Here is a 24,966-nt window from a genome sequence, read left to right as displayed (position 1 = left end):
TCTGCCAGACATCGGAGCCTTTGACCCATGCCTCAGACCAAACACCCTGCAAACCAGGCGCAAATCCTCACCAGTGTTGCCTTGACGCCCCTCGCGCCGCGCCCGCTTGCGGCGCAAAAAGGTGATTTCGGCCATGTCCTGGTGGTTGGCGGCGATCGTGGTACCGGCGGAGCGGTTCTGCTCAGCGCCGAAGCCGCCTTGCGTTGTGGCGCCGGGCTGGTTTCGCTGGCCACGCGCAGCGAGCAGGTGCCTGCGGCCCTGGCGCGGCTGCCGGAGGTGATGTGTCTGGGTGTGCATTCGGCCAATCAGTTGATGACCCCTATCGAGCGCGCGTCGGTCGTGGTGGTCGGCCCCGGCCTCGGCCAGGCGGCCTGGGGGCGTAGCGTGCTGTCGGCAGTCGTCAGCGCGCGGTTGCCGCAAGTGTGGGATGCCGACGCCTTGAACCTGCTGGCACGGGCGCCATTGGCGCTGGCGGCGGGCTCGATCATTACCCCGCATCCGGGGGAGGCGGCAAGGCTGCTGGGCATTTCCACCGAAGCAGTACAGGCAGATCGTGCCGGGGCGGCGCGCAAACTTGCGCGTAAATATGCGGTCATCTGTGTGCTCAAGGGCGCCGGCACCCTGGTGGCTGATCCGGCCGGGCAGCTTGCCCTGTGCAACCGGGGGCATCCGGCGATGGCCGGAGCGGGCCTGGGCGATGTGCTCAGTGGTGTGCTGGGGGCGCTGTTGGCTCAGGGCATGTCGGGCTGGGACGCCGCCTGCCTGGGCGTCTGGCTGCATGCTTGTGCCGGAGAGCGGTTGGGCATGCACGGTCGGGGGCTGGCGGCCAGCGATCTGGTCCCGGCCATTCGTCATTTATTGGAGGAGCATTCAGCGTGTCAGGTGTAACCCTGTTTTTGGCCGACGAAGAGGCCATGGTCCGCTTCGGCACCCGTATCGCCGAAGTGACCAAAGGTCACGGCGTGATTTTTCTGGAAGGCGACCTGGGAATGGGTAAAACCACCCTGTCGCGCGGCATCATCCGTGGTCTCGGCCACAAAGGGGCGGTGAAAAGCCCTACATTTACTGTGGTCGAGCCCTACGAGATCGGCGAGATCCGTGCCTTCCACTTCGACCTCTATCGCCTGGTCGATCCCGAAGAGCTTGAGTACATCGGTATTCGCGATTACTTCGAAAACGATGCCCTGTGCCTGTTCGAATGGCCCCAAAAGGGGGCGGGTATTTTGCCAAAGCCCGACCTGACCATTACCATAAGCCCCCAGGCGAGCGGTCGTTCGCTCAACCTGTCGCCGCAGGGGGCTCGTGGCGAAGCCTGGTGTGCCGCTCTGGCCTTGGAATTCAAATAGAAAATGGGGATAGGTATGCGCATTCGCGCACTGGTTGCGGTCGTAGGATTGCTGCTTACGGCGGTGACTGTTGATGCTCTGGCCGTCACGCAAGTCAAAAGTATGCGTTTGTGGCGAGCGCCGGATAACACGCGGCTGGTGTTCGACCTCTCAGGGCCTGTGCAGCACAGTGTCTTTACCCTGACCGCCCCGGATCGCCTGGTTATCGACATCAACGGTGCGACCCTGGCCGCGCCCTTGACCGTGTCGACTTCCAACACCCCGATTACCAGTGTGCGCTCGGCCCAGCGTACACCTACCGACCTGCGTGTGGTCGTGGACCTGAGCAAGTCGGTGACCCCCAAGAGTTTCACCCTGGCGCCTAACGCCCAGTATGGCAATCGTTTGGTAGTCGACCTTTTCGACCAGGCCGCCGACGCCGTCTCACCACCGCCAACCCCTCCGGTTGCCACTGCCCCCGCTGTGCCGGTGACGCCAGCGCAGCCGGCAATCAAGCTGACCCCTGTGCCCAATGGCAAGCGTGACATCGTTATCGCCATCGATGCCGGTCATGGTGGCGAAGACCCAGGGGCTTCGGGCTCCAAGGGCCAGCATGAAAAAGACATCGTGCTGTCGATCGCCAAAGAGCTGCAGCGTCAGATCAACAGCGAGAAAGGCTTCCGCGCCGAACTGACGCGTACCGGCGACTACTTCATTCCGCTGCGCAAGCGTACCGAGATCGCCCGCAAGAAGGGCGCCGACCTGTTCATCTCGATCCACGCCGACGCCGCACCGTCGAAGGCCGCCTTCGGTGCCTCGGTGTTCGCCCTGTCCGATCGCGGCGCCACCTCGGAAACCGCACGTTGGCTGGCAGACAGTGAAAACCGTTCAGACCTGATCGGTGGTGCTGGCAACGTCAGCCTTGATGACAAGGACCGCATGCTCGCCGGCGTGCTGCTCGACCTGTCGATGACCGCGTCGCTGAGCTCCAGCCTCAACGTCGGGCAGAAGGTGCTGGGCAACATGGGCCGGGTTACGCCGCTGCACAAGCGCCGGGTCGAACAGGCGGGCTTCATGGTGCTCAAGTCGCCAGACATCCCGTCGATCCTGGTGGAAACCGGCTTTATCTCCAACGCCAACGAGGCGGCCAAACTGGCCACCCCGAGCCACCAGCAATCGTTGGCACGCTCGATTCATAGCGGCGTGCGCCAGTTCTTCCAGCAGAACCCGCCGCCAGGCACTTACATCGCCTTCCTGCGTGACAGCGGCAAGATTGCCCAGGGGCCGCGCGAACACAGCGTGCGGCCGGGCGAGACGCTGGCGATGATCGCCGTGCGTTATCAGGTCAATGTGGCCAGCCTGCGGTCTGCCAACAACCTCAAGACCGATGAGTTGAAGGTCGGCCAGAGCCTGCATATCCCTACTACTGCCCTGGCGTCCCAGCAATGAGCGATAGCGCACGGATCGAGCTGCTCAGCCCGCGGCTGGCGAACCAGATCGCCGCCGGTGAGGTGGTCGAACGCCCGGCGTCGGTCATCAAGGAGTTGCTGGAGAACAGCCTCGACTCCGGTGCCCGGCGCATCGACGTGGAAGTCGAGCAGGGTGGCGTGAAATTGCTGCGGGTCCGCGACGATGGCAGCGGTATCGCCGCCGACGACCTGCCGCTGGCCCTGGCCCGTCACGCCACCAGCAAGATTCGCGACCTGGAAGACCTCGAACGGGTCATGAGCCTGGGTTTCCGTGGTGAGGCGCTGGCATCGATCAGCTCGGTCGCACGCCTGACCCTGACCTCGCGAACCCGCGACGCCGAACAGGCCTGGCAGGTGGAAACCGAAGGCCGCGACATGGCACCGCGGGTGCAGCCGGCGGCGCATCCGGTCGGCACCTCGGTCGAAGTGCGTGACCTGTTCTTCAACACCCCGGCCCGGCGCAAGTTCCTCAAGACCGAGAAAACCGAATTCGATCACCTGCAGGAAGTGATCCGGCGCCTGGCGCTGGCGCGCTTTGATGTAGGTTTTCACCTGCGCCACAACGGCAAGAGCATTCTCAGTCTGCACGAAGCCCAGGATGACACTGCACGCGCCCGGCGCGTGGCGGCGATCTGCGGCCCGGGCTTTCTTGAGCAGGCATTGCCGATCGAAGTCGAGCGCAATGGCTTGCACCTGTGGGGCTGGGTTGGCTTGCCGACTTTCTCGCGCAGCCAGGCCGATTTGCAGTACTTCTTTGTCAACGGTCGTGCGGTGCGCGACAAGCTGGTTGCCCACGCGGTGCGCCAGGCCTATCGCGATGTACTGTTCAACGGCCGGCACCCGACGTTCGTGCTGTTCTTCGAGGTCGACCCCACCGGCGTTGACGTCAACGTGCACCCGACCAAGCATGAAGTGCGTTTTCGCGACGGGCGTATGGTCCATGACTTTCTCTATGGCACCTTGCACCGGGCCTTGGCCGACGTGCGTCCGGAAGATCAACTGGCCGCGCCTGCCGCGACCAGCGAAATCATCCGCCCCAGCGGTATCCAGGCCGGCGAGTTCGGCCCTCAGGGCGAGATGCGCCTGGCGGCCAACCTGCTTGAGCAGCCGCTGGCCGAGCCGGGCGTGCGGCCCATGGGCACTGGCAACGGCAGTGGCGGTGGTGGCGCATACCAGTATCAGTACACCCCGCGTCCGGCCCAGGCGCTACCGGCTGCCGAGGCGCAGGGTGTCTACCGTGAATTTTTTGCGCCGCTGAACGAGGCCGCGCCCGCTGCACTGCCTGACAGCCAGGGTGATATCCCGCCGCTGGGCTACGCCCTGGCGCAGCTCAAGGGCATCTATATTCTTGCCGAGAACGCCGTGGGTCTGGTGCTGGTAGACATGCACGCGGCCCATGAGCGCATCATGTACGAGCGCCTGAAAGTGGCCATGGCCAGCGAAGGGCTCAGCGGCCAGCCGCTGCTGGTGCCAGAATCCCTGGCGCTGAGCCAGCGTGAAGCCGATTGCGCCGAAGAGCATGCCGAATGGTTCCAGCGCCTGGGCTTCGAATTGCAGCGTCTGGGCCCGGAAAGCCTGGCGATCCGCCAGATCCCGGCACTGCTCAAGCAGGCCGAAGCCAACCGCCTGGTCCAGGATGTACTGGCCGATCTGATGGAATACGGCACCAGTGACCGGATTCAGGCGCATTTGAACGAACTGCTCGGCACCATGGCCTGCCACGGTGCCATCCGCGCCAACCGGCGCCTGGCGCTGGCAGAAATGAACGGCCTGCTGCGCGACATGGAAAACACCGAGCGCAGTGGCCAATGCAACCATGGCCGACCGACCTGGACCCAACTGGGCCTGGACGATCTGGACAAACTGTTCCTGCGCGGTCGATAAAATGAGTGGCAAACCTCCCGCGATATTCCTGATGGGCCCGACCGCGGCGGGCAAGACCGATCTGGCCATCGAGCTGACCAAGGTACTGCCTTGCGAGTTGATCAGTGTCGATTCGGCGCTGGTCTATCGGGGCATGGACATTGGCACGGCCAAGCCCTCCAAAGAGGTGCTGGCGGCCCATCCTCACCGCCTGATCGATATTCTCGACCCGGCCCAGAGCTATTCGGCTGCCGATTTTCGTCGTGATGCACTGGAGGCCATGGCCGATATCACCGCACGCGGCAAAATACCGCTGCTGGTCGGTGGCACCATGCTCTATTACAAGGCCCTGCTCGAAGGCCTGGCCGACATGCCCGCGGCCGACCCGCAGGTGCGTGCCGAACTCGAAGAAGAGGCTGCACGCCTTGGATTGCAAGGGCTGCACCAACAGTTGGCAGCGGTCGACCCGGAATCGGCAGCGAGAATTCACCCCAATGACCCCCAGCGCCTGATTCGCGCGCTCGAGGTTTATCGGGTCAGCGGCCTGACAATGACGGCTCATCGCCAGCGTCAATCCGCGGAAAGTAGCGCCGCAGGCCCTTCGGCGGCGGGTCATTTGCCCTATACTGTCGCCAGCCTGGCCATTGCGCCTGCCGACCGTCACGTGTTGCACGAGCGGATTGCGCTACGATTTGGGCAAATGCTGGAACAGGGCTTCGTTGACGAGGTCCGATTGCTGCGAGCCAGAAGTGACTTGCACGCGGGACTGCCGTCTATACGGGCGGTTGGTTATCGCCAGGTCTGGGATCATCTTGATGGCAAGTTAACATCAGTTGAAATGCAGGAGCGCGGCATTATTGCCACTCGCCAATTGGCGAAACGGCAATTCACCTGGTTGCGTAGTTGGGCTGACCTGCATTGGTTGGACAGCCTGGCTTGCGACAATCTGTCTCGCACCTTGAAATACCTGGGATCGGTCTCCATATTGGGCTGAGTCCTTGTAATTGCCGTCTATCCTTGGGGTGGGGCGGCTTGAGCCATCAGTTTTTCTTTGATTTTTTTTACTATTGATCCTTACAGGAGTGCGGCATATGTCAAAAGGGCATTCGCTACAAGACCCTTACTTGAATACTTTGAGAAAGGAAAAAGTTGGGGTTTCGATCTATCTGGTTAACGGCATCAAGCTGCAAGGCACGATCGAATCCTTCGACCAGTTCGTGATCCTGCTGAAAAACACCGTCAGCCAGATGGTTTACAAGCACGCTATCTCGACAGTGGTTCCTGTGCGTCCGATCCGTCTGCCAAGCGCATCCGAATCCGAGCATGGCGACGCTGAGCCAGGTAACGCCTGATAGGAGTCTGCTTTGTTCTTTGAGCGCCACGGTGGTGGTGAGCGGGCAGTCCTCGTTCACTTGGAAGGTCAGAACCCTGAGGCGCGCGAAGATCCGCAGGAGTTTCGGGAGCTGGCACTGTCGGCTGGGGCCGATATAGTCGTGTTCGCCAATGTGGCGCGACATCAGCCCACCGCCAAATACCTGATTGGCAGCGGCAAGGTCGAGGAGTTGCGCGACCTGGTCAAAGCCGAGCAGGTAGATTTGGTGATTTTCAATCACACCCTCACCCCCAGTCAGGAACGTAACCTCGAGCGAGCCTTCGAGTGTCGCGTGCTTGACCGCACCGGTCTGATTCTCGACATCTTCGCCCAGCGGGCGCGTACCCATGAAGGCAAGCTGCAGGTCGAACTGGCTCAGCTTGAGTACATGAGCACGCGGCTGGTACGCGGCTGGACACACCTTGAGCGGCAGAAAGGCGGTATCGGTCTGCGCGGCCCGGGTGAAACCCAGCTGGAAACCGACCGGCGCCTGTTGCGGGTGCGTCTGCGCCAGATCAAGGCGCGGCTGGAGAAGGTCCGCAGCCAGCGCGAGCAGGCTCGCCGCGGGCGCAAGCGGGCAGATATCCCGTCGGTGTCCCTGGTCGGCTATACCAACGCCGGCAAATCGACCCTGTTCAATGCCCTGACCCAATCCGAGGTCTACGCGGCCGACCAGTTGTTCGCGACCCTCGACCCGACCCTGCGCCGGCTTGAGCTCGACGACGTCGGGCCGATCGTGCTGGCCGATACCGTGGGTTTCATTCGCCACCTGCCACACAAGCTGGTCGAAGCTTTTCGGGCTACGCTCGAAGAGTCGAGCAACTCAGATCTACTGCTGCATGTGATCGACGCCCATGAGCCTGATCGCATGGAGCAGATCGAGCAGGTCATGGCGGTGTTGGGGGAGATTGGTGCAGAAGGCTTGCCGATCCTCGAGGTCTATAACAAACTCGACCTGCTTGAGGGTGTCGAGCCACAGATTCAGCGCGATGCCGACGGCAAGCCGCAGCGGGTCTGGGTCTCGGCGCGTGATGGGCGCGGCCTGGAACTGGTGGGGCAGGCAGTCGCCGAGTTGCTGGGGGATGACCTGTTTATCGGAACCTTGCGCCTTGAACAGCGTTTCGCGCGATTGCGCGCGCAATTCTTTGCATTGGGCGCAGTGCAGGGCGAAGAGCACGACGATGAAGGCAGCAGTCTTCTAGCCATTCGGGTGTCGCGGGTCGAGTTCAATCGCCTGGTCACTCGCGAAGGCTTGAAGCCGGCGGAGTTCATCGAGCAACACACTTTGCAATAAAAGCCCGGCGACGCGGTCGGGCAGCCGTGACAGGCATTCTGTAGCATTGGACGGCGCGCCGTGGGTGCGTCTTTGCTTTATCAGATGGAGAGCGCTATGGCTTGGAATGAGCCGGGTGGCAACTCGAACAATCAGGATCCGTGGGGCGGGCGCCGTGGTGGCGACAAGAAAGGGCCGCCGGATCTTGACGAGGCCTTCCGCAAGCTGCAGGACAGCCTGAACGGCATGTTCGGCAGTGGTAAAAAACGCGGCGGTGACAACGGCATCGGCAAGGGCGGTGGCTTCGGCCTGCTCGGCATCGGTCTGGCCGTGCTGGCAGCTATCTGGCTGTACAGCGCCGTGTATGTGGTCGACGAACAGGAGCAGGCGGTAGTGCTGCGCTTCGGTAAATACTACGAAACCGTAGGGCCGGGCCTGAACATCTACTTCCCGCCGATCGATCGCAAGTACATGGAAAACGTCACGCGTGAGCGTGCTTATACCAAGCAGGGGCAGATGCTCACCGAAGACGAGAACATCGTCGAAGTGCCGCTGACCGTGCAGTACAAGATCACCAACCTGCAGGATTTCGTGCTGAACGTCGATCAGCCTGAAGTCAGCCTGCAGCATGCGACCGACAGCGCCCTGCGCCATGTGGTGGGTTCCACCGCCATGGACAAGGTACTGACCGAAGGTCGTGAGCAGATGGCCGTGGAAATCAAGGAGCGCCTGCAGCGTTTCCTCGATACCTACCGTACCGGTATCACCGTCACCCAGGTCAACGTACAGAGCGCGGCAGCCCCGCGTGAAGTGCAGGAAGCCTTCGACGACGTGATCCGTGCCCGTGAAGACGAGCAGCGTGCCCGCAACCAGGCCGAATCCTACGCCAATGGCGTGGTGCCGGAAGCGCGTGGTCAGGCCCAGCGGATCATCGAGGATGCCAACGGTTATCGCGACGAAGTCGTCTCGCGCGCCAAGGGTGAGGCTGATCGCTTCACCAAGCTGGTCGCCGAGTACCGCAAGGCACCTGAAGTGACCCGTCAGCGTCTGTACCTGGACACCATGCAGGAAGTCTACAGCAACACCAGTAAGGTCCTGGTTTCCGGTAAGGATGGCCAGAGCAACCTGCTGTACCTGCCGCTGGACAAGATGGTTGAAGGCAGCCGTAGCAGCAGTGTTCCAGTAAGCGTCCCGGCTTCGGCCAACGACGCGGCCAATCGCGCGGCAGCTGAGCTGCAACAGCAGCAAACACAGTTGCGTACTAGGGAGAGCCGCTGATGAGCAATAAATCGCTGATCGCCCTGATCGTTGGCGTGGTGCTGGCGATCGTGGCCTGGAACAGCTTCTACATCGTCTCGCAGACCGAGCGTGCGGTAATGCTGCGATTCGGTCGTGTGGTTCAGACCGATGTTCAGCCTGGCCTGCATGTGAAGATTCCGTACGTCAACCAGGTGCGCAAGTTCGACGCCCGCCTGATGACCCTGGACGCCCCGACCCAGCGCTTCCTGACCCTGGAAAAGAAAGCGGTGATGGTCGATGCCTACGCCAAGTGGCGGGTCAAGGACGCCGAGCGTTTCTACACCGCGACTTCGGGCCTCAAGCAGATCGCCGACGAACGTCTGTCGCGCCGTCTGGAAAGCGGCCTGCGTGACCAGTTCGGTAAACGTACCCTGCACGAAGTGGTTTCCGGTGAACGTGACGCGCTGATGGCTGACATCACTGCCTCGCTGAACCGTATGGCCAGCAAGGAGCTGGGTATCGAAGTGGTCGACGTTCGCGTCAAGGCCATCGACCTGCCCAAGGAAGTAAACCGCAGCGTGTTCGAGCGTATGAGCACCGAGCGTGAGCGTGAGGCCCGCGAACACCGCGCCAAGGGTAACGAGCTGGCCGAAGGTATTCGTGCCGACGCCGACCGTCAGCGCCGTGTCCTGCTGGCCGAAGCCTATCGGGAATCGGAAGAGACCCGTGGTGATGGTGATGCCCAGGCGGCGTCGATCTACGCCAAGGCCTATGGTCAGGACCAGGACTTCTACGCGTTCTACCGCAGTCTCAAGGCCTACCGCGAAAGCTTTGCCAACAAGAGCGATGTACTGGTGCTCGATCCGAGCAGCGAGTTCTTCCGCTTCATGGACAAGGCCAAGTAGTCAGGTTGCACCCCACCGGGCGGTTAAAACGCCTGGCGGGGTGATCCTGCGAGAAAACGGGTGTATGATGCGGCAGCCGGGAAATTCCCGGCTTTTTTGCGTCTGCAAGACCGAACGGCCGCGAGCCGTCGCCGGTCTACAGCGCAGCCCAAGGTATTTGAGGGTATCGGCACGGCGGTTGCGCTGGAATCAGTGCTGCGCGTCATAGTTTGGCGATACCTGCTTCACTCAAGGCAAGCCTGCGGGCAGGCCGCCCGGACCAAAGGGGAAATGGCGTAATGGCAACGGTAGACCGCTGGCTGCTGCCAGATGGCATCGAAGAAGTACTGCCACCTGAGGCGGCGCGCATCGAGATCGCGCGTCGTCAGGTGTTGGATCTGTTCCAGAGCTGGGGTTACGAGTTCGTCGTGACTCCGCATATCGAGTACCTGGAATCGCTGCTTACCGGTGCCGGCCAGGACCTGGATCTGCGCACGTTCAAGGTCATTGACCCACAGTCGGGTCGGCAGATGGGTTTTCGTGCCGACATCACCCCGCAGGTCGCGCGCATCGATGCGCACACCCTGCGTCGTGAAGGCCCGAGCCGTCTGTGTTATGCCGGTAGCGTGCTGCACGCCTTGCCGCGTGCGCTGTCGACTTCGCGCAGCCCGATCCAGCTCGGTGCCGAGCTGTACGGCGACGCCAGCCCGGTCAGCGACGTTGAAGTAATCAGCCTGATGCTGGCCATGCTGCAACTGGCCGACGTGCCGGATGTGCACATGGACCTCGGTCATGTCGGTATCTATCGCGGCCTGGCCCGTGCGGCCGGTTTGTCTGGCGCGGTCGAACAGCAGCTGTTCGATGCCCTGCAGCGCAAGGCTATCGATGAAGTGATCGAGCTGACCGCCAACCTGCCGGCGGATCTTGCCGCCATGCTGCGCTCGCTGACTGAGCTGTGCGGCGGTCGTGAAGTGCTGGCCGAGGCGCGCGTGCGTCTGGGACGTGCGCCGGCTGCCGTGCTGGCAGCCCTGGATGACCTGCTGGCCATCGCCGAGCGCCTGGCAGCTCGCTATCCAGAGCTGCCGCTGTATTTCGACCTGGGCGAATTGCGCGGTTATCACTACCACACTGGCGTAGTGTTTGCCGTCTTCGTCCCGGGCGTTGGTCAGTCGATCGCCCAGGGCGGTCGTTACGACGACATCGGAGCGGACTTTGGCCGGGCGCGCCCGGCTACCGGTTTCTCCACGGATTTGAAGACCCTGGTCACACTGGGGCGGGCCGAGGTTGTGTTGCCGTCTGGCGGGATCTGGATGCCCGACAGCAGCGATGCAGCACTCTGGCAGTTGGTCTGCCAATTGCGCAGTGAAGGTCAGCGGGTGGTTCAGGCATTGCCTGGGCAGCCATTGACTGCCGCCGTCGAGGCGGATTGCGATCGGCAATTGATTCAGCAAAACGGGCTTTGGCAGGTACTGCCGCTGGCCATTTGAGATTCCCCGCCGGTACGAGCCGGCGCCAAGTTTGCGCGAATGAGGACAAGTGTTATGGGTAAGAATGTCGTAGTCCTGGGCACCCAGTGGGGTGATGAGGGCAAAGGCAAGATCGTTGATCTGCTGACCGAACATGCTGCCGCCGTAGTGCGCTACCAAGGTGGCCACAACGCGGGCCACACCCTGGTGATCGACGGTGAAAAGACCGTGCTGCACCTGATCCCGTCTGGCGTGCTGCGCGAAGGCGTACAGTGCCTGATCGGCAACGGCGTGGTGGTTGCACCGGACGCCCTGCTGCGTGAGATCACCAAGCTGGAAGAGAAGGGTGTACCGGTGCGCGAGCGCCTGCGTATCAGCCCGTCCTGCCCGCTGATCCTGTCCTTCCACGTTGCGCTGGACCAGGCCCGTGAAAAGGCGCGCGGCGAGCTGAAGATCGGTACTACCGGTCGCGGCATCGGCCCAGCCTACGAAGACAAGGTCGCGCGCCGTGGCCTGCGTGTTGGCGACCTGCTCAACATGCCGCGCTTTGAAGACAAGCTGCGTGAACTGGTGGAGTACCACAACTTCATGCTGGTCGGTTACTACAAAGAGCCAGCCATTGACTTCGACAAGACCCTGGCTGAATGCAAAGAATACGCTGAGCTGCTCAAGCCGCTGATGCTGGACGTTACCGCTGAGCTGCACGACCTGCGTCGCGCTGGCAAAGACATCATGTTCGAAGGCGCCCAAGGTTCGTTGCTGGACATCGACCACGGTACCTACCCCTATGTGACCAGTTCGAACACCACCGCTGGTGGTGTCGCTACCGGTTCGGGTGTTGGCCCTATGTTCCTGGACTACATCCTGGGCATCACCAAGGCTTACACCACGCGCGTAGGCTCGGGTCCATTCCCGACTGAACTGTTCGACGAGGTAGGTGCGCATCTGGCTAAACAAGGTCACGAGTTTGGCGCGACGACCGGCCGTGCTCGTCGTTGCGGCTGGTTCGATGCCGTTATCCTGCGTCGCGCTATCGATGTGAATAGCATCTCGGGCATCTGCCTGACCAAACTGGACGTGCTCGACGGTCTGGAAACCATCAACATCTGCGTCGGCTACAAAGATGCAGAAGGTAACGACGTTGCTCCGACTGACGCTGACAGCTACGTGGGTCTGCAGCCTGTGTACGAAGAAGTGCCGGGTTGGACCGAATCGACCGTGGGTGCCAAGACCCTGGAAGAGCTGCCAGCCAACGCTCGTGCTTACATCAAGCGCATTGAAGCGTTGATCGGCGCGCCAATCGACATCGTCTCCACCGGCCCGGACCGCAACGAGACCATCGTGCTGCGTCACCCGTTCGCCTGAGTCGCGATTGATGTAAAAGCAAAGGCCCCTTCATAGGGGCCTTTGTCGTTTCTGCCTGCTGTTCGGCACAACCTTTGCTGTAAGAATCGCTTTCGGGTTGCCATCATTTTAATGGCCCCAGTAGTAGAGGGTTCTTACGTGTCTGCCGTTCTCTCACTGTTACGAAGCCGCCTGTTGCGGCCGGTCTTTGTTGCCCTTGGTATCGCTCTTTTGGTGCAGGTGCTGGTCGCGGTCGCGCTGACCCGGAGCACGGTCACCACACTCGAGGCCGATTTGGGCAAGCGATTGGGTGCCGATAGCCAGAAATTGTCCGCCGAGCTCGAGCAGGCCGGGCAGGAAGTCAGTGCCGGGCTCGATAGCCTTTCTGCCAGTACCCGCCAGCGTCTGACCGCTGGGCTTTCGGCTCGTCTGCAAGGCGAGCAGGCCCAGTTGCGGGCGACCCTGGAGAAAAATCTCAAGGACTCGGCCAATGACATGGCTGAACTGCTGGCCTCGGTCGCCCCGCGGGCCATGTGGGACAACGATGTGCCGACCCTGTCGGAGTTCTCCCGGCGTGCCCAGCGCAACCCCAGTGTGCTGTTTGTGGTGTACGACGATGCCCAGGGGCAGCACCTGACCCGTTACCTGAACCGGCAGAACCCGATCAACCAGGTCTTGCTGGAAAAGGGCCAGGGTGAACGAGCGCTGGACAAGGTCCTCGACGCTGCGCGCAATGATCCCTCGGTGTACTTCGTCGAGGCATCGATCAGCCCTAACGGCGTCGAGATCGGCAAGGTACTGATGGGCGTTTCCACCGCGGCAGTGGATGCCGAACTGGTCGCCCTCGACAAGCGCTTCTCGGCCTTGATCGCCAGTGGTGATCAGTTGGTTGGCGAGAGCCTGGTGGGCGCCGCAGCAGACAGTAACAAGGCCCTGCGCGCGCGCCTGGAGGCGGCACAGGCCAGTGCTGCTGGCATGCAGGCCAACACCTCGCAGAGTGTCCAGGAGGCTGCGGCAACGCTGCGCTGGAATATAGGCGTAGGCCTGGCGCTGGTCGGGCTCGGCGTGCTGCTGGTGGTGGCGGTGGTGCTGGGGCGGCGGGTGGTCAACAAGCTGCGTCTGCTGATCGCTGCGCTGAACGATCTGGCGGCGGGTGAAGGTGACCTGACCAAGCGCGTGACCATCGACAGCCGCGACGAGATTGGCGATATGGCGGCCGCGGTTAACCAGTTTGTCGACAAGTTGCAGCCAATTGTCCGTGAGGCAGGTGAAGTGGCACAGCGCACGGGCGTCGAGATCGGCGTCATGGCTAAGCGCAATGCCGGTGCCGATGCTGCGGCTGAATTGCAGCGTGACGAAGTGGCGGCCAGCCTGCGCGACTTGTCGAGCATGGCCGATGAGGCCCAGGCCGAGAGCCACGCCATGCAGTCGGCGTTGCAGCAAGTGGTGGATATCCGTCAGGCCACCGACGAAAACAGCCGGACTTCGACCCAGGTGGCCAAGCTCATCGAAGAGCTGGCCGGGCAGGTCGAGACTGGCTCGAAAGTCATCGAGCGCCTGGCTCAGCAAAGCGAGCAGATCGAGGTGGTGTTGACGGTGATTCACGGTATCGCCGAGCAGACCAACCTGCTGGCGCTCAACGCTGCGATCGAGGCGGCGCGGGCCGGTGAGACCGGGCGCGGCTTTGCCGTGGTCGCTGACGAAGTGCGGGCCTTGGCGAGCAAGACCCAGAGCTCAACCGGCGATATCCAGGCGCATATCGGCGCGCTGCAGCAAGGGGCGAAGGAAGCGGTCGCGGCGATCAGTCAGGCTGGGCGTCAGGCCAGCGAAGGTCTGTTGGTGCTGCGTGACAATGCGCGCTTGCAGCAGTCGTTGCAGGCCTCGGTTGAGCAGGTACATGCGGCGATTGGCCTGGCTACCCGTGCGGCCGAGCAACAGGCGCAAGGTGCTCAGGCTGTGCGTGGACGGGTGCAGACCATTCATGCCCAGGCCGAGCGTGCTGCCGAGGTGGTGATGCAGACCACTGCCAGTAGCAAGGTGCTGGATGACCTGGCGGCGCAGCTCAAGGCCAGCCTTGGGCAGTTCCGTGCCTGATAGGGCCAATCGCCGGCAAGGCCGGCTCCCACAGATGGTGTGCAGCTGATTTTGTGGGAGCTGGCCTTGCCGGCGATGGGCTGCGCAAGCAGCCCCAGAGGCTTTCAAGCGCGATTCAGATACATCCGCGTAGTCAACAAATACACCGGCAGCCCCGACACCAGAATCAGCAGCGCTGCATAAGGTGCCGCCGCCGCGAACTCGACGTTGGCGGTGTGCGCCCAGACTTCAGTGGCCAGGGTGGTCATGCCGGTCGGGCTGAGCAGCAGGGTTGCGGTCAGCTCCTTCATGGCATCGAGAAACACCAGGGCAAATGCTGCCGCCAGGGCCGGGAAGATAATCGGCAGGGTGACTCTGCAGAATGCCGTGAACTGCGTCGCTCCAAGGGTGCGCGCCGCTTCTTCAAGCTGCGGTGCCGCCTTGTTCAGTGCCGTGCGTACCGGCGCCTGGGCCAGTGGCAGAAACAACAGGGCATAGGCCAGCAGCAACAATCCGGTGGTCTGGTACAGCGCCGGCACGTAGTGCAGGGCGAAGTACACCAGAGTCAAGGCGATCACCAGGCCGGGCAGAGCGTGCAGCAGGTAGGGCAAACGCTCGGCCCAGATCGCCAGGCGGCCTTTGTAGCGCACCACCAGGAAACTGACCGGCAGCGCCAGCAGCAAGCTCAGGCCGGCGCCACCCAGCGACAGCGACAGCGACGAGAACAGCGCACGGCTGATGTCGGCAACCGGAAAGGCTGCGGACGAACCAACGCTCAACCAGTAACCCAGCATGCCCAGCGGAATGCCGCTGCCCAGCAGTGCCAGGATCAGGCAATACAGTTGCCCCGCTGGCATCCAGGCGCGCAGGCGAATCGGTGCGCCGCGTCGCGCCACGCCCTGGCCAATGCGTACATGCTGCGCCTTGCCGCGTACGCGCAGCTCAAACCAGAGCATCAGCAGGCACATGAACAACAGCACTGCGGACAGCATCGCCGCGTTGGCGTTGCTGAACTCCAGTTCGAACTGCTGGTAGATCGCCGTGGTGAATGTCTGCAGGCCGAGGATCGACAGGGCGCCGAACTCCACCAGCATGTGCAGGGCGATCAGCAGGCTGCCGCCGAGAATCGATGGCCAGAGCAGTGGCAGGGTGATTCTGAAGAACACGCCCCAGCGATTTTGCCCCAAGGTGCGCGCCGATTCCTCCAGGGAGGTGTCGAGGTTGCGCAGGGTTGCCGCCACTGGTAGGAACACCAGCGGGTACTTGGACAGGCTCATCACCAGAATGGCGCCGCCCAGGCCTTCGAAGCGCGGGCTCAGGGATACCCAGGTAAAGCCGCTGACAAAGGCCGGCACGGCGAAAGGCAGGCACAGAATCACGCCCCATAAGCGCCGTCCTGGCAGGTCACTGCGCTCCAGTAGCCAGGCCAGTGACACGCCCAGGGCCATGCAGGCCAGGGTGACGCCGGCCATCAGCATCAGGGTATTGCGCATCAGGCCCCAGACAAACGGGCGCCAGAGCAGGTGCAAGGCTTCCCGCCAGCCGGCTTCCCAGGCTTTCAGGGCGACATAGAGCAGGGGCAGCAGGCTCAGGCCGACCAGCAACAGCACCGGTAGCACAACCCAGATCGAAGGGCGCTTGCGCTTGGGGACGTAGCGGCGGCTCAGTGCGGGTGCGGGTACGGCTGCACTCATCAGAGCAGGCCAACTTCGCGTTCAAGCTCCAGGGCCTCTTCAGCGTTACCCAGATCGGCCGGGGTGATTTTCGGTGGGCGCAGGTCTTCGAACGGCTTCAGGCCCTGGTCCGAAACCATGCCTTTGTGCAACGGATACTCGGCGGTGGTCTGGGTGATCACGCGCTGACCTTCTTCGCTGGCCATCCAGGCCAGCAGTGCCTGGGCTTCTTTCGGGTGTTTGCTGGCCTTCACGGCAGCGGCGCCGGAAATGGTCATCAGGCCGCCGACGTCGCCGTCAGCCAGGTAGTAGAGTTTCGAATCCAGCTGGCCACGCTCTTTTTTCAGGGCGTACCAGTAGTAGTTGTTGACCAGCACCGCCGCCACTTCACCGTTTTCCACGGCCTTGAGGGCAACCATGTTGTTGGTGTAGGTCTTGCCGAAGGCCTTCAGGCCCGTCAGCCATTCTTCGGCGGCGTCGCGGCCGTGCAGCTTGAGAATGGCCACGGCCTGTTCCTGGAATGCACCGCTGGTCGGCACGAAACCGATCTTGCCTTCCCATTCGGGGCTGGCGAAGTCCATCACCGAAGGTGGCAGCTCTTTCTCGTCGATGACTTTCGGGTTGAACGCCACCACCCGGGTGCGTGCGGTCACGCCCATCCAGGTACCGTTGGTTGCGACGAATTCTTTGGGCAGTACCTGCAGGGTCGACTCGTCGATCTTGGCCAGCAGGCCGAGCTCGCCCAGGTTGTTCAGCGGTGGCGACTCTTCGGTGTAGATGACATCGGCTGGCGAGCGCTCGCCTTCTTCGATGATCTGGCTGGCCAGCTGGTTGCTGCTGCCCTTGCGGATGTTGATGTGGATGCCGGTCTTGGCCTCGTAGGCCTTGGCGATGGCATCACCGATTTCCTTGTGCTGGCCGTTGTACAGGGTCAGAGAAACAGGATCGGCGGCCATGGCGGCGGGAGCGCCGAGCAGCAGGGTCAAAAGAGAAACGGCCAGGCCGCGCAATAGGGGGGCATTGCGGAACGTCATGCGGGTACTTCCTCGCTTGCGGCTACATATCTGGAAACAATGATAAACGATATCGCTTCTCAGATGCCTGCATGAGAGGAATTTCATGAGCAGGCTATCGGTTGTTTCGAGGCAGCAAGCAAGAAAACGAGGAGGGCAGAAACGAAAAAACCCGCTTTCGCGGGTTTGATCTGAATTGGTGCCCAGAAGAAGACTCGAACTTCCACGACCGTAAGGTCACCAGCACCTGAAGCTGGCGTGTCTACCAATTTCACCATCTGGGCAAAATGAAGCGGTGTAGCTTGTAACGAAAACAGTGTAGCGTGTTGCAGTAAATCTCAGAAGCGCGGGGCAGTTCTAAGATTTGAAATTGGTGCCCAGAAGAAGACTCGAACTTCCACGACCGTAAGGTCACCAGCACCTGAAGCTGGCGTGTCTACCAATTTCACCATCTGGGCATTTCGCTGAGGTCACATGATGCTTCACATCAGGTTGCATCTCAACTATAACGACGCTGTCCGTCGTTGTGGTGCGCACTATACGGATGCCTCTGAGAGCTGTAAAGCCCCGTGCAGAAAAAATCTTAAAATTTTCAAGTCATTGTTCCTTATGATGGTTTTGGCAGCATCCAGGGGGCTCTGAGAGGGCTGTCCAAGCCTGAAATTTCCGGTTTCAATACGCCTATGCCAAACTAACCCTTATATAGACAAGGTGAACCCCTCCTAATGGCCGATTGGCAGACCCTCGATCCCGAGGCCGCTCGTGAAGCGGAAAAATACGAAAACCCTATTCCTAGCCGTGAGCTGATCCTGCAGCGTCTGGACGAGCGCGGCTCGCCGGCTGCCCGTGAGCAACTGGTCGAAGAGTTCGGTCTTACCACCGAAGACCAGATCGAAGCCTTGCGCCGCCGCCTGCGCGCGATGGAACGCGACGGTCAGCTGATCTATACCCGGCGCGGCACTTATGCCCCGGTAGACAAGCTCGACCTGATCCTCGGCCGCATTGCCGGCCACCGCGACGGCTTTGGTTTCCTGATCCCGGATGACGGCAGCGACGACCTGTTCCTCAGCCCGGCACAAATGCGCCTGGTGTTCGATGGCGACCGTGCCCTGGCCCGTGTCTCCGGTCTGGACCGTCGCGGCCGCCGCGAAGGCGTGGTGGTCGAAGTGATCTCGCGTGCCCACGAAACCATCGTTGGCCGCTATTTCGAAGAAGGCGGTATCGGCTTCGTTACCCCGGACAACCCCAAGGTTCAGCAGGAAGTGCTGATCACGCCGGGTCGTAACGGCGGGGCGAAGATCGGTCAGTTCGTCGAGGTGAAGATCACCCACTGGCCAACCCCGCGCTTCCAGCCCCAGGGCGATGTCACTGAAGTGATCGGCAACTACATGGCGCCGGGCATGGAAATCGATGTTGCCTTGCGCAGCTACGACATTCCCCACGTCTGGCCAGAAGCCGTGATCAAGGAAGCACGCAAGCTCAAGCCGGAAGTCGAAGAGAAGGACAAAGAGCATCGCGTCGACCTGCGCCATCTGCCGTTCGTCACCATCGACGGCGAAGACGCCCGCGACTTCGACGATGCGGTGTACTGCGAGAGCCTGGGCAAACTGCGCCTGTTCTCCGGTGGCTGGCGCCTGTACGTGGCGATCGCCGACGTTTCCAGCTACGTGCGCCTGGGCTCGGCCCTGGATGCCGAAGCCCAGGTGCGTGGCAACTCGGTGTACTTCCCCGAGCGCGTCATTCCGATGCTGCCCGAAGAACTCTCCAACGGCTTGTGCTCGCTGAACCCGCACGTCGACCGGCTGGCGATGGTCTGCGAAATGACCATCAACAAGTCCGGGCAGATGGTCGATTACCAGTTCTACGAAGCGGTGATCCACTCCCACGCGCGGCTGACCTACAACAAGGTCAGCAGCATGCTCGAGCATGCGCGTACCCGTGAAGGCAAAGCCCTGCGCGAGCAGTACAGCGAAGTGGTGCCGGACCTCAAGCAGCTCTATGCCCTGTACAAGGTGCTGTTGGCGGCCCGTCATACCCGTGGCGCGATCGACTTCGAAACCCAGGAAACCCGGATCATCTTCGGCTCCGAGCGCAAGATCGCCGAAATCCGGCCGACCGTGCGCAACGACGCCCACAAGCTGATCGAGGAATGCATGCTGGCGGCCAACGTGGCCACCGCCGAGTTCCTCAAAAAACACGAAATTCCGGCCCTGTACCGTGTTCACGACGGTCCGCCGCCGGAGCGTCTGGAAAAACTGCGCGCCTTCCTCGGTGAACTGGGTCTGTCGTTGCACAAAGGCAAAGACGGTCCGTCGCCGAAGGATTACCAGGCGCTGCTGGCAGGTATCGCCGGTCGTCCGGACTTCCACCTGATCCAGACCGTGATGCTGCGTTCCCTGAGCCAGGCGGTGTACAGCGCCGATAACAACGGCCACTTCGGCTTGAATTACGAGGCGTACACCCACTTCACCTCGCCGATTCGCCGCTACCCGGACCTGCTGACCCACCGGGCGATCCGCAGCGTGATCCGTTCGCGTCAGGAAACCCCGCACGTCAAGCGCGCCGGTGCCATGAGCATTCCAAAGGCACGCATCTACCCGTACGACGAGGCGACTCTGGAACAGCTCGGCGAGCAGTGCTCGATGAGCGAGCGGCGGGCCGACGAGGCCACCCGCGACGTGGTCAACTGGCTCAAGTGCGAGTACATGAAAGACCGCGTCGGCGAGAGCTTCCCGGGTGTGATCACCGCGGTGACCGGCTTTGGCCTGTTCGTCGAGCTGACCGACATCTACGTCGAAGGCATGGTGCATGTCAGCGCCTTGCCGGGCGATTACTACCACTTCGACCCTGTGCACCATCGCCTGGCCGGTGAACGTACCGGTCGCAGCTTCCGCCTCGGTGACACGGTTGAAGTGCGGGTAATGCGCGTCGACCTCGAGCAGCGCAAGATCGACTTCGAGATGGCCGAGAACACCCTGAAGGCGCCGATTGGCCGCAAGCAGCGGTCTGAAGGCGTACGTCCGCAGGATGGCAAGGCGGTACCGGTGCTCGACAAGGCCGAAGTGACCAAGGCCGAGCCTGCGCGCCGGAGCAAAAAGAACGAAACCGCCGAAGCTTACTTCCCTTCACATGCCGCGGCGAAGAACGCCGAAGTGCGCAAAAGCCGGGAAATGAAGAAGGCGCTGATGTCCGATGCCAAGCACGCCAGCGGCAAGCCGGCTTCCAAAGGCGGCAAGTCGTCGGAGAAACCCAGCAAGCATCGCAAGGGGCCGCCAAAAGCCGGCTCTGGATCACGTAAACCCAAGGCCAAGTCATGAGTCAGTTGGAAAAAATCTACGGCGTTCACGCCGTAGAAGCCCTGTTGCGTCATCACCCCAAGCGGGTCAAGCAGATCTGGTTGTCGGAGGGGCGTAGCGACCCGCGCGTGCAGGTCATCGTCGACCTGGCCGGGCAGAACCGGGTTGCTGTCGGCCAGGCCGAGCGTCGTGAAATGGACGCCTGGGTTGAGGGCGTGCACCAGGGTGTTGTGGCTGAAGTCAGCCCAAGCCAGGTGTGGGGTGAGGCGATGCTTGAGGAGTTGCTTGATCGCAGCGAAGGCGCGCCGCTGATTCTGGTGCTCGACGGTGTGACCGATCCGCACAACCTCGGTGCCTGCCTGCGTACCGCCGATGCCGCCGGTGCCCTGGCGGTGATCGTGCCGAAAGACAAGTCGGCCACCCTGACGCCGGCAGTGCGCAAGGTCGCCTGCGGCGCTGCCGAGGTAATCCCGCTGGTAGCGGTGACCAACCTGGCGCGTACCCTGGAGAAGCTCCAGCAGCGTGGCCTGTGGGTTGTCGGCACCGCTGGCGAAGCCGAGCAGGAGCTGTACCAGCAAGACCTGACCGGGCCGACCATCCTGATCATGGGTGCCGAAGGCAAGGGCATGCGCCGCCTGACCCGTGAGCACTGTGACTTTCTGGTCAAGCTGCCGATGGCCGGTAGCGTCAGCAGCCTGAACGTGTCGGTGGCGACTGGCGTGTGCCTGTTCGAAGCCGTTCGTCAGCGTAACGCCAAAGCCAAAGGTTGATCTTCCCGGGGCTGCTTTTGCAGTCCATCGCCGGCAATGCCGGCTCCCACAAGAATGGGCTACACCTGACCTTGTGGGAGCCGGCCTTGCCGGCGATAGCATCTACGCGGTGCTGCTCAATAATTCACCAATTCCCTTGCTTGTCCCCCGGCGCTTCTCTACAATTGCGCCCCTTGCCATGTTGGCAGGCGTTCACGCGCCTTCACCCAAGGCAAGACATACAGTGTCATTCACTCCTTGTCTGACCACTCTGGTGGCAGACTACAACCCGTAAGGAGCATTCATGCGTCATTACGAAATCATCTTTCTGGTCCACCCTGACCAGAGCGAGCAAGTCGGCGGCATGGTTGAGCGTTACACCAAGCTGATCGAAGAAGACGGCGGCAAGATCCACCGTCTGGAAGACTGGGGCCGTCGTCAACTGGCCTACGCAATCAACAATGTTCACAAGGCTCACTACGTGATGCTGAACGTTGAGTGCACCGGCAAGGCCCTGGCCGAGCTGGAAGACAACTTCCGCTACAACGATGCCGTGATCCGTAACCTGGTCATCCGTCGCGACGAAGCCGTCACCGGCCAGTCCGAGATGCTCAAGGCTGAAGAAAACCGCAGTGAGCGCCGTGAGCGTCGCGACCGTCCTGAGCATGCTGACAGCGCCGATGGCGACGACAGCAATGACAGCGACAACAGCGATAACGCTGACGAGTAATCCACGGACCTTTTGAGGAGCCTATTACATGGCACGTTTCTTCCGTCGTCGTAAATTCTGCCGCTTCACTGCTGAAGACGTGAAAGAGATCGATTACAAAGATCTCAACACCCTGAAAGCTTACGTATCCGAAACCGGCAAGATCGTTCCAAGCCGTATCACCGGTACCAAAGCTCGTTATCAGCGTCAGCTGGCTACCGCTATCAAGCGCGCCCGCTTCCTGGCCCTGCTGCCCTACACCGACAGCCACGGCCGCTGAGACCGGGTCGTCGACAAGTAGCAAAGGATAGAATGCATGCGCGCCTTAGCTGATTTCATCATGCGCGGTCGCGTGCAAGCCACCCTGGTGGTGGTGGGTTGTGCGGCGTTGCCGCTGTTGTTCTGGTTGAGTGCCGCCGCCGGGAGCCTGGTGTTCCTGCGGCGCGGTTTCAAGGACGCCTCCGGAGTCCTCGCCTGGGCATTATTGCCGGCGTTGGCCTGGTGGTTCTTCGGCGAGCCGCGCACCTTGATGGTGTTGCTGGGGACGCTGGGGCTGGCTGCGCTGTTGCGCGCCGGTCAATCCTGGAACCGGGTGCTGTTGTTCAGCATCGCCATGGGCCTGGTGTATGGCGTGGTCCTGGGTTCGGTGTTCCGCGAACCGATCGAAGCTCTGGCTGGAGCGCTTGAAAAAGCCCTGCCGCAGATGCTCGACGGTCTCTACCAGCAGTTGTCGGTAGAGGAGCGGGCCCGCCTGGGCAGCCTGATCGCACCGGTGCTCAACGGCCTCATAGCGGCATTGTTGCAAGCCGTCAGTGTGCTGGCCCTGATGTTGGGTCGTTACTGGCAGGCAGTGTTGTATAACCCGGGAGGTTTTGGTCGCGAGTTTCAAGCGGTCAGGCTTCCCCTGGTGCCGACGCTGGTACTGGTGGTGCTCATGCTGGTGGGACCGAATTTCGGTCCTGAACTGGCGATGTTGACGCCCCTGTGCAGCGTACCGCTGATGTTTGCAGGGCTCGCCCTGATGCATGGGCTGGTGGCACAGGGCCGACTGGGCAAGTTCTGGTTGGTCGGGATGTACGTGACACTGCTGCTGTTCATGCAGCTGACTTATCCGTTGCTCGTGGTTTTGGCCATTGTCGACAGCCTGATTGATTTTCGCGGTCGCAAGGTACCCCCGAAAGGTGCCGATAACGATTCCGCGAACGGTGAAGGTTAAAAGTTAAGAGGTTATTACCAAATGGAACTGATCCTGCTGGAAAAAGTCGCCAACCTGGGCAACCTGGGCGACAAGGTAAATGTTAAGGCCGGTTACGGTCGTAACTTCCTGCTGCCATTCGGCAAAGCCACCGCTGCTACCGCTGCCAACCTGGCTGCGTTCGAAGAGCGTCGTGCTGAGCTGGAAAAAATCGCTGCAGAGAAAAAAGCTTCGGCTGAAACTCGCGCTGCCCAACTGGCTGAGCTGGAAGTGACCATCACTGCCACCGCCGGTGACGAAGGCAAGCTGTTCGGTTCGATCGGCACCCACGACATCGCTGACGCCCTGACCGCCTCTGGCGTTGAAGTGGCCAAAGCTGAAGTTCGTCTGCCGAACGGCACCATCCGTAACGTCGGCGAATACGACGTTGCCGTGCACCTGCACAGCGACGTTGAAGCCACCGTTCGCGTGGTTGTTGTCGCAGCCTAAGCTGGACCAATCGGCTGGCACCCTGAGTGCCAGCCGGTTAACATCGGGCACGATCCTGCTTTGCAGGTCGTGCCCTTTGTCTTTTTCATCACCCTGATTCCTGCGTGGCCATGAACGAGATAACCGCCCCCGAGCAATATGATCTGCAAACCTCTGCCCTGAAGGTGCCGCCGCATTCCATCGAGGCCGAACAGGCCGTGCTCGGTGGCCTGATGCTGGACAACAACGCCTGGGAGCGAGTGCTCGATCAAGTCTCCGACGGCGATTTCTACCGGCATGACCACCGTCTGATCTTCCGTGCCATCCACAAGCTCGCCGACCAGAACGCCCCGTTCGACGTGGTGACCCTGCACGAGCAGCTGGACAAGGAAGGCCTGAGCTCGCAAATCGGCGGTCTGGGTTACTTGGGCGAACTGGCCAAGAACACCCCGTCGGTGGCCAACATCAAGGCCTACGCGGCGATCATCCGCGAGCGGGCGACCCTGCGTCAGCTGATCAGCATCAGCAACGAGATTGCCGACAGCGCCTTCAACCCCCAGGGGCGTAACGCCGCCGAGATTCTCGATGAAGCCGAACGGCAGATCTTCCAGATCGCCGAAGCGCGGCCGAAAACCGGCGGCCCAGTGGGGGTCAACGACCTGCTGACCAAGGCCATCGACCGCATCGACACGCTGTTCAATACCGACAGCGCGATCACCGGTCTGTCTACCGGCTACACCGATCTCGACGAGAAGACCAGCGGCCTGCAGCCGGCCGACCTGATCATCGTCGCCGGCCGTCCGTCGATGGGTAAGACCACCTTCGCCATGAACCTGGTGGAGAACGCCGTGTTGCGCAGCGACAAGGCGGTACTGGTGTACTCCCTGGAGATGCCAGGTGAATCGCTGATCATGCGTATGCTCTCGTCCCTGGGCCGTATCGACCAGACCAAGGTGCGTTCCGGTCAGCTCGAAGACGACGACTGGCCGCGTCTGACCTCGGCGGTCAACCTGCTCAACGACCGCAAGCTGTTCATCGACGATACCGCCGGCATCAGCCCGTCGGAAATGCGCGCGCGTACCCGTCGCCTGGTACGTGAGCACGGCGAAGTCGGCCTGATCATGATCGACTACCTGCAGCTGATGCAGATCCCGGGCTCCAGCGGTGACAACCGCACCAACGAAATTTCCGAGATCTCCCGCTCGCTCAAGGCCCTGGCCAAAGAATTCAACTGCCCGGTGGTAGCCCTGTCGCAGCTCAACCGCTCCCTCGAACAGCGTCCGAACAAGCGCCCGGTGAACTCCGACTTGCGTGAATCGGGTGCGATCGAGCAGGACGCCGACGTGATCATGTTCGTTTACCGCGACGAGGTCTATCACCCGGAAACCGAGCACAAAGGCATCGCCGAAATCATTATCGGCAAACAGCGGAACGGCCCGATCGGCTTTATCCGCCTGGCCTTCATCGGTAAGTACACGCGCTTCGAAAACCTGGCGCCGGGTAGTTACAACTTCGACGACGACGAATAAGGCTAAATGACCTATTCCGACCTTTA

21 protein-coding genes and 2 tRNA genes are annotated in these 24,966 nt (G+C 61.7%); 19 read left to right on the top strand and 4 right to left on the bottom strand.

The window, feature by feature from the left end; all coding sequences use genetic code 11:
• The first annotated feature begins 27 nt into the window (after positions 1–27).
• From ACVI9W_RS09870 to ACVI9W_RS09815, 12 genes are all read left to right on the top strand, one after another.
• Entirely contained in the window at positions 28–888 is an 861-nt protein-coding gene (locus ACVI9W_RS09870; RefSeq protein WP_461529899.1) for an NAD(P)H-hydrate dehydratase, read from the top strand.
• Positions 876–1,346 (top strand): tRNA (adenosine(37)-N6)-threonylcarbamoyltransferase complex ATPase subunit type 1 TsaE, encoded by a 471-nt coding sequence (tsaE, locus tag ACVI9W_RS09865; RefSeq protein WP_038615215.1) that lies wholly within the window; start codon positions 876–878, stop codon positions 1,344–1,346. The genes ACVI9W_RS09870 and tsaE overlap by 13 nt, the downstream gene beginning before the upstream one ends.
• A 3-nt stretch (positions 1,347–1,349) precedes the next feature.
• Positions 1,350–2,774 (top strand): N-acetylmuramoyl-L-alanine amidase, encoded by a 1,425-nt coding sequence (locus ACVI9W_RS09860; RefSeq protein ID WP_461529898.1) that lies wholly within the window; start codon positions 1,350–1,352, stop codon positions 2,772–2,774.
• On the top strand, positions 2,771–4,678 hold the full coding sequence (mutL, locus tag ACVI9W_RS09855; protein WP_461529897.1) for a DNA mismatch repair endonuclease MutL: 1,908 nt from the start codon (positions 2,771–2,773) through the stop codon (positions 4,676–4,678). Before ACVI9W_RS09860 ends, mutL begins: the two co-directional genes overlap by 4 nt.
• Position 4,679: 1 nt before the next feature.
• Positions 4,680–5,651: a tRNA (adenosine(37)-N6)-dimethylallyltransferase MiaA gene (miaA, locus tag ACVI9W_RS09850; RefSeq protein ID WP_461531812.1), complete on the top strand. Its 972-nt coding sequence runs from the start codon at positions 4,680–4,682 to the stop codon at positions 5,649–5,651.
• Positions 5,652–5,748: 97 nt separating this feature from the next.
• Positions 5,749–6,009, top strand: coding sequence for an RNA chaperone Hfq (gene hfq / locus ACVI9W_RS09845; RefSeq protein ID WP_028945676.1), 261 nt, complete (start codon positions 5,749–5,751; stop codon positions 6,007–6,009).
• A 12-nt stretch (positions 6,010–6,021) separates the two neighbouring features.
• On the top strand, positions 6,022–7,323 hold the full coding sequence (hflX, locus tag ACVI9W_RS09840; RefSeq protein ID WP_461529896.1) for a ribosome rescue GTPase HflX: 1,302 nt from the start codon (positions 6,022–6,024) through the stop codon (positions 7,321–7,323).
• Positions 7,324–7,419: 96 nt separating this feature from the next.
• A complete protein-coding gene (gene hflK / locus ACVI9W_RS09835; RefSeq protein WP_038615204.1) occupies positions 7,420–8,580 on the top strand; it encodes an FtsH protease activity modulator HflK in 1,161 nt (386 codons plus the stop codon).
• Positions 8,580–9,446: a protease modulator HflC gene (hflC, locus tag ACVI9W_RS09830; RefSeq protein WP_461529895.1), complete on the top strand. Its 867-nt coding sequence runs from the start codon at positions 8,580–8,582 to the stop codon at positions 9,444–9,446. Before hflK ends, hflC begins: the two co-directional genes overlap by 1 nt.
• Positions 9,447–9,724: 278 nt before the next feature.
• Positions 9,725–10,912, top strand: a complete 1,188-nt coding sequence (locus ACVI9W_RS09825) for an ATP phosphoribosyltransferase regulatory subunit (RefSeq protein ID WP_038615200.1) — start codon at positions 9,725–9,727, stop codon at positions 10,910–10,912.
• Between the two features lie 54 nt (positions 10,913–10,966).
• Entirely contained in the window at positions 10,967–12,256 is a 1,290-nt protein-coding gene (locus ACVI9W_RS09820; protein ID WP_461529894.1) for an adenylosuccinate synthase, read from the top strand.
• 138 nt (positions 12,257–12,394) lie between these two features.
• On the top strand, positions 12,395–14,329 hold the full coding sequence (locus ACVI9W_RS09815; RefSeq protein ID WP_461529893.1) for a methyl-accepting chemotaxis protein: 1,935 nt from the start codon (positions 12,395–12,397) through the stop codon (positions 14,327–14,329).
• Positions 14,330–14,433: 104 nt separating this feature from the next.
• Here the strand turns inward: ACVI9W_RS09815 and ACVI9W_RS09810 are convergent, their stop codons facing one another.
• From ACVI9W_RS09810 to ACVI9W_RS09795, 4 genes are all read right to left on the bottom strand, one after another.
• On the bottom strand, positions 14,434–16,002 hold the full coding sequence (locus ACVI9W_RS09810; protein WP_461529892.1) for an ABC transporter permease: 1,569 nt from the start codon (positions 16,000–16,002) through the stop codon (positions 14,434–14,436).
• Complete coding sequence (locus tag ACVI9W_RS09805) at positions 16,002–17,015, bottom strand: extracellular solute-binding protein (protein ID WP_157194417.1); 1,014 nt, start codon at positions 17,013–17,015, stop codon at positions 16,002–16,004. Before ACVI9W_RS09805 ends, ACVI9W_RS09810 begins: the two co-directional genes overlap by 1 nt.
• A gap of 176 nt (positions 17,016–17,191) precedes the next feature.
• Positions 17,192–17,278, bottom strand: a tRNA-Leu gene (locus ACVI9W_RS09800).
• Between the two features lie 87 nt (positions 17,279–17,365).
• Positions 17,366–17,452: transfer RNA gene (locus ACVI9W_RS09795), tRNA-Leu, on the bottom strand.
• Between the two features lie 267 nt (positions 17,453–17,719).
• On the opposite strand from ACVI9W_RS09795, the gene rnr reads away from it, so the two are divergent.
• From rnr to dnaB, 7 genes are all read left to right on the top strand, one after another.
• Positions 17,720–20,311 (top strand): ribonuclease R, encoded by a 2,592-nt coding sequence (gene rnr, locus ACVI9W_RS09790; RefSeq protein WP_038615190.1) that lies wholly within the window; start codon positions 17,720–17,722, stop codon positions 20,309–20,311.
• Positions 20,308–21,060 (top strand): 23S rRNA (guanosine(2251)-2'-O)-methyltransferase RlmB, encoded by a 753-nt coding sequence (gene rlmB / locus ACVI9W_RS09785; RefSeq protein WP_274295969.1) that lies wholly within the window; start codon positions 20,308–20,310, stop codon positions 21,058–21,060. The genes rnr and rlmB overlap by 4 nt, the downstream gene beginning before the upstream one ends.
• Before the next feature lie 283 nt (positions 21,061–21,343).
• Positions 21,344–21,769 (top strand): 30S ribosomal protein S6, encoded by a 426-nt coding sequence (rpsF, locus tag ACVI9W_RS09780; RefSeq protein WP_010221605.1) that lies wholly within the window; start codon positions 21,344–21,346, stop codon positions 21,767–21,769.
• A 28-nt stretch (positions 21,770–21,797) separates the two neighbouring features.
• Positions 21,798–22,028, top strand: coding sequence for a 30S ribosomal protein S18 (gene rpsR / locus ACVI9W_RS09775; RefSeq protein ID WP_009403887.1), 231 nt, complete (start codon positions 21,798–21,800; stop codon positions 22,026–22,028).
• Positions 22,029–22,064: 36 nt separating this feature from the next.
• A complete protein-coding gene (locus ACVI9W_RS09770) occupies positions 22,065–22,964 on the top strand; it encodes a hypothetical protein (RefSeq protein ID WP_038615185.1) in 900 nt (299 codons plus the stop codon).
• A 21-nt stretch (positions 22,965–22,985) separates the two neighbouring features.
• Positions 22,986–23,432, top strand: coding sequence for a 50S ribosomal protein L9 (gene rplI, locus ACVI9W_RS09765; protein ID WP_010221607.1), 447 nt, complete (start codon positions 22,986–22,988; stop codon positions 23,430–23,432).
• Positions 23,433–23,542: 110 nt separating this feature from the next.
• The gene (dnaB, locus tag ACVI9W_RS09760; protein ID WP_038615183.1) at positions 23,543–24,940 is read left to right on the top strand and encodes a replicative DNA helicase; all 1,398 of its coding nucleotides are present in this window, start codon (positions 23,543–23,545) and stop codon (positions 24,938–24,940) included.
• The last annotated feature ends 26 nt before the right edge of the window (positions 24,941–24,966 follow it).

It is taken from the genome of Pseudomonas sp. 210_17 TE3656, from assembly GCF_054821965.1.
This window is presented reverse-complemented; position numbering and strand designations above follow the sequence as displayed.